General features: G+C 70.3%; 6 protein-coding genes and 1 pseudogene. 6 read left to right on the top strand and 1 reads right to left on the bottom strand.

All coding sequences use genetic code 11. The annotated features are described in order from the left end of the window. Nucleotides 1-138, bottom strand: a pseudogene (locus tag FV223_RS30670) (hypothetical protein); the annotation flags it as partial. A 149-nt stretch (nucleotides 139-287) separates the two neighbouring features. Here FV223_RS30670 and FV223_RS20625 point away from each other — a divergent pair. From FV223_RS20625 to FV223_RS20600, 6 genes are all read left to right on the top strand, one after another. Next, the gene (locus FV223_RS20625; RefSeq protein ID WP_147728758.1) at nucleotides 288-599 is read left to right on the top strand and encodes a septum formation initiator family protein; all 312 of its coding nucleotides are present in this window, start codon (nucleotides 288-290) and stop codon (nucleotides 597-599) included. Between the two features lie 210 nt (nucleotides 600-809). Next, nucleotides 810-1,874, top strand: coding sequence for a pyruvate dehydrogenase (acetyl-transferring) E1 component subunit alpha (gene pdhA, locus FV223_RS20620; RefSeq protein ID WP_147728757.1), 1,065 nt, complete (start codon nucleotides 810-812; stop codon nucleotides 1,872-1,874). Nucleotides 1,875-1,944: 70 nt separating this feature from the next. After that, nucleotides 1,945-3,396: a pyruvate dehydrogenase complex E1 component subunit beta gene (locus tag FV223_RS20615; protein WP_147728756.1), complete on the top strand. Its 1,452-nt coding sequence runs from the start codon at nucleotides 1,945-1,947 to the stop codon at nucleotides 3,394-3,396. A gap of 62 nt (nucleotides 3,397-3,458) precedes the next feature. Beyond that, nucleotides 3,459-3,734: a DUF5076 domain-containing protein gene (locus FV223_RS20610; RefSeq protein ID WP_147728755.1), complete on the top strand. Its 276-nt coding sequence runs from the start codon at nucleotides 3,459-3,461 to the stop codon at nucleotides 3,732-3,734. Nucleotides 3,735-3,747: 13 nt separating this feature from the next. Beyond that, nucleotides 3,748-4,359, top strand: coding sequence for a Uma2 family endonuclease (locus tag FV223_RS20605; RefSeq protein WP_147728754.1), 612 nt, complete (start codon nucleotides 3,748-3,750; stop codon nucleotides 4,357-4,359). Between the two features lie 3 nt (nucleotides 4,360-4,362). Then, the coding region (locus FV223_RS20600) for a biotin/lipoyl-containing protein (protein ID WP_348644811.1) at nucleotides 4,363-4,647 on the top strand (285 nt) is incomplete at its 3' end.

Below are 4,647 nucleotides of genomic sequence, written 5' to 3'. Positions count from 1 at the left end.
CGCGACCGGCCGGCCGCGCAGGGCCGGGTCGTCGCGCTGCTCGACGGAAGCGTAGAACGCGTCCATATCGATGTGGATGACTTTCCGCACCGGGGCGGTCACTGCGCTGTCCCGTTCCGCGAGACCGCCGCACCGCAGGGCGGCCGCCTCGATGTTCGATCTTTGTTCCGACTGTCCATCACCGCGGGGCGCGGTTCAACCCACCCGGGCGCCGCCGTCCACCGCCGAGCGCACGATCGGCGGCCGCGGCAAAGGCTTTGTTAACTGACCCGGACGATGGTCGCGCCATGGTCGTCCGTCGCCGCGTCAGAATGGTCGTTTTGCCTCTCAGCCTCTGGACCCTGTCCGGGCTGGTCGTCGGCTACTTCGTGTACCAGGCCGAGAACGGCAACCGGGGCCTGGAGGCCAAGCGCGCCCTCAAGATCCAGGCCTTCGGGCTCACCCGGGAGCTCGCGGCGGCCAAGGCCGAGCGGGCGACCTGGGAGCACCGCGTCGCGCTGCTGCGCAGCGAGCAGATCGACCGCGACCTGCTGGAGGAGCGCGCCCGGGTCGTCCTCGGCCGGGTGCACGCCAACGACGTGGTCGTCATCGACCCGTGAGCGGGCACCGCCTCCAGTCCCACGCGCGCGTCCCGGCTTGAACGCAGCCCGCATCCGCCGTCCCGAGGGGATCATGCCGATCGGGCGTGCGGATCGGGCATGCGGATCGGGTATGACAACCACAAACACCTGTCAGAGCGTCGGCCCTCGCATTCCCGGAGCGCGTGTCCTAAACCGGGAGGGAACAGACGCCAGCACGGGAGCACGCCGATGGATGCCGCGAAAGATGCGGGGCAGCCCAACCCTGCCGCGGAGACGCCGGAGGCCGTGGCGGCCGAGCACCAGCCCGCACCGAACGCGCCGCAATTCACCCGCGAGGAAGACCTCCACGCCTACCATCAGATGCTGCTGATCCGCCGCTTCGAGGAGAAGGCGGGGCAACTCTACGGAATGGGCCTGATCGGCGGGTTCTGCCACCTCTACATCGGCCAGGAGGCGGTCGTCATCGGCATGCAGATGGCCTCGGTCGACGGCGACCAGGTCATCACCGGCTACCGCGACCACGGCCACATGCTCGCCTGCGGCATGGACCCGAAGGGGGTGATGGCCGAGCTCACCGGCCGCCGCGGCGGCTACAGCCGCGGCAAGGGCGGCTCGATGCACATGTTCAGCCGCGAGAAGCAGTTCTTCGGCGGGCACGGCATCGTCGGGGCGCAGGTCTCGCTCGGCACCGGCCTCGGCTTCGCCGACGCCTACCGCAAGAACGGCAAGGTCAGCCTGACCTACATGGGCGACGGCGCGGCCAACCAGGGCCAGGTCTACGAGAGCTTCAACATGGCGCAGCTTTGGAAGCTGCCCGTGGTCTACGTGATCGAGAACAACCGCTACGCCATGGGCACCTCGGTCGCCCGCGCCTCGGCGCAGACGGACTTCTCCCGCCGCGGCATCTCGTTCGGCATCCCCGGCGAGCAGGTCGACGGCATGGACGTGCGCACGGTCCGCGAGGCGGCGGGCCGGGCGATCGCGCATGCCCGCACCGGGGAGGGGCCCTACATCCTTGAGATGCAGACCTACCGCTATCGCGGCCACTCGATGTCCGACCCGGCGAAGTACCGCACGAAGGACGAAGTCTCGAAGATGCGCGACGAGCACGACCCGATCGAGATGGTGCGCAAGCGCCTGATCGAGCTGCACGGCGTCGCCGAGGCCGAGCTCAAGGCCACCGACGCCAAGGTCCGCGAGACCGTCAACGACGCCGCCGAGTTCGCGACGCACGATCCCGAGCCGGATCCGTCCGAGCTGTGGACCGACATCCTCCTGGAAGCGCGCGCCTGAGGGCGCGCCGCCGCCCCGCGACGATCCCCTGCCAGGCCGCCCCGCCCGCCTCACCGATCAGAGACCCTCCATGGCGACCGACATCCTGATGCCCGCCCTGTCTCCGACCATGGAGGAGGGCAAGCTCTCCAAATGGCTCAAGAAGGAGGGCGACGCGATCAAGTCCGGCGACGTGCTCGCCGAGATCGAGACCGATAAGGCGACCATGGAGGTCGAGGCGATCGACGAGGGCACGCTCGCCAAGATCCTGGTCGCCGAGGGCACCGAGGGCGTCGCCGTCAACACCCCGATCGCGATCATCGCGGGCGAGGGCGAGGACGTCGCGGCGGCCGCCGCCGGAGGGGCCTCGTCGAAGCCGAACGGTGCGGACACGGGCGGGCAGCGAGCCCCGACGCCGACGATGCAGGCCGAGGGCATGGCCTCCGGCCCGTCGGCCACCGCCAAGACCGGCGACGACAAGCCCGCGGCGCCGGCCGCGCCCGCCACCATCACCAACAAGGCCGCCGAGCCGGTGATGGAGGAGTTCCCGGCCGGCACCGAGATGGTGACGATGACCGTCCGCGAGGCGCTGCGCGACGCCATGGCCGAGGAGATGCGCCGGGACGAGGACGTCTTCGTGATGGGCGAGGAGGTCGCCGAGTACCAGGGCGCCTACAAGGTCACGCAGAACCTGCTGCAGGAATTCGGCGCCCGCCGCGTGGTCGACACCCCGATCACCGAGCACGGCTTCGCCGGCATCGGCGTCGGCGCGGCCCTGTCGGGCCTGAAGCCGATCGTCGAGTTCATGACCTTCAACTTCGCCATGCAGGCGATCGACCACATCATCAACTCGGCGGCCAAGACCCTGTACATGTCCGGCGGCCAGCTCGGCTGCCCGATCGTGTTCCGCGGCCCCAACGGCGCCGCCGCCCGCGTCGGCGCCCAGCACAGCCACGACTACGCCGCTTGGTACTCCAACGTGCCGGGCCTGAAGGTGATCGCCCCCTACACGGCGTCGGACGCCAAGGGCCTGCTCAAGGCCGCGATCCGCGACCCGAACCCGGTGATCTTCCTCGAGAACGAGATCCTGTACGGCCAGACCTTCCCGGTGCCGAAGCTCGACGACTTCGTGCTGCCGATCGGCAAGGCGCGGATCCACCGCACCGGCAAGGACGTGACCATCGTCTCCTTCGCCATCGGCATGACCTACGCCCTGAAGGCGGCGCAGATCCTGGCCGACCAGGGCATCGAGGCCGAGGTGATCGACCTGCGCACGATCCGGCCGATGGACACCGAGACCGTGCTCGCGTCGGTCAAGAAGACCGGCCGCTGCGTCACGGTGGAGGAGGGCTTCCCGCAATCGGGCATCGGCGCCGAGATCTCGGCCCGCCTGATGGTCGACGCGTTCGACTACCTCGACGCGCCGGTGCTGCGCGTCACCGGCAAGGACGTGCCGATGCCCTACGCCGCCAACCTCGAGAAGCTGGCGCTGCCCAACGTCGCCGAGGTCGTCGAGGCGGCCAAGGCCGTCTGCTACCGGTGAATGCGATCCGCCTTCGTGCCTGACCGGCGGGAACGGGGCCGACCGATGGGTCATGACGTCGTATGAGTGAATCCTTCCAAGCCCTCGAGATTCCCCCCGACGCCCTGGAGCAGGGCGGCATTGAGGTGCTGCGCGCGGCCGTGGTCGACGGGGCGGTGAGCGTGGCGTTGCGCCGGTCCTTCGACGACCCCGCCACGTGGGGCCGCCTGATGGTCGACCTCGCCCGGCAGGCCGCCCGCGCCTACGCCCTGGAAACCGACCTGTCGGAGGAGGAGGCGTTCGAGCGCATTCGCGCGGGGTGGGAGGCTGAGGGCCTCGATCCCGGCGGCCTGAACTGACGGGATTCTGGCCATGGCCGAACCCGCGCTCCGGCACGCCACCTACGCCGACCTCGAAGCGGTCCCCGATCACCTCGTCGCCGAGATCATCGACGGGGCGCTGGAGACGCATCCGCGACCGCGGCCGCGGCATGCGATGGCGGCGTTGGATCTCGGCTCCGTTCTGGGCCCCCCTTTCCGGCACGGACGCGGCGGACCGGGCGGCTGGATCTTCATGATCGAACCCGAGCTCCATCTCGGAGCGCAGGTCGTGGTGCCCGATCTCGCCGGCTGGCGCCGCGAGCGGCTGCCGGCCGAGCCGGAGACCGCCTTCGTCGAGACGCCGCCGGACTGGGTCTGCGAGATCCTGTCGCCGTCCACGGTGCGTCTCGACCGCGGCCCGAAGCGGCGCATCTACGCGGAGGCCGGCGTCGGGCACCTCTGGCTGCTCGATCCCGCCGACGGCGTGCTGGAGGCCTTCGCGCTGACCGCGTCCCGATGGCTGCTGCTCGGGACGGTGACGCGCCGCGAGACCGTGGCCCTGCCGCCCTTCGACGCCGTCCCGTTTCCGCTGGACGACCTGTTTCCCTTCGCCGATCCCCGCGCCGAACCCGACGCCCCCTCCCTGCCCTCGGACGAGACCTGAACCATGCCCGTCAACGTCCTGATGCCCGCCCTCTCGCCGACCATGGAGAAGGGCAACCTCGCCAAGTGGCTCAAGAAGGAGGGCGACGCGATCAAGTCCGGCGACGTGCTCGCCGAGATCGAGACCGACAAGGCGACCATGGAGGTCGAGGCGATCGACGAGGGCGTGCTCGCCCGGATCGTCGTGCCCGAGGGCACTGCCGACGTGCCGGTCAACGACCTGATCGCGGTGATCGCCGTGGACGGCGAGGATCCGGCCGGGGTCCAGGCGGGCGGCGCGGCGCCGGCG

Source organism: Methylobacterium sp. WL116 (genome assembly GCF_008039455.1).
Classification (GTDB): domain Bacteria; phylum Pseudomonadota; class Alphaproteobacteria; order Rhizobiales; family Beijerinckiaceae; genus Methylobacterium.
The sequence above is the reverse complement of the archived record's forward strand: the minus strand, read 5'-3'. Positions and strand labels throughout refer to the sequence as shown.

Excerpts from the sequence above, each read along its gene's own strand:
- FV223_RS20615 (WP_147728756.1), top strand. The coding sequence starts at position 1,945 with ATGGCGACCGACATCCTGATGCCCGCCCTGTCTCCGACCATGGAGGAG.
- FV223_RS20625 (WP_147728758.1), top strand. The coding sequence starts at position 288 with ATGGTCGTCCGTCGCCGCGTCAGAATGGTCGTTTTGCCTCTCAGCCTC.
- FV223_RS20610 (WP_147728755.1), top strand. The coding sequence starts at position 3,459 with ATGAGTGAATCCTTCCAAGCCCTCGAGATTCCCCCCGACGCCCTGGAG.
- FV223_RS20605 (WP_147728754.1), top strand. The coding sequence starts at position 3,748 with ATGGCCGAACCCGCGCTCCGGCACGCCACCTACGCCGACCTCGAAGCG.
- pdhA (WP_147728757.1), top strand. The coding sequence starts at position 810 with ATGGATGCCGCGAAAGATGCGGGGCAGCCCAACCCTGCCGCGGAGACG.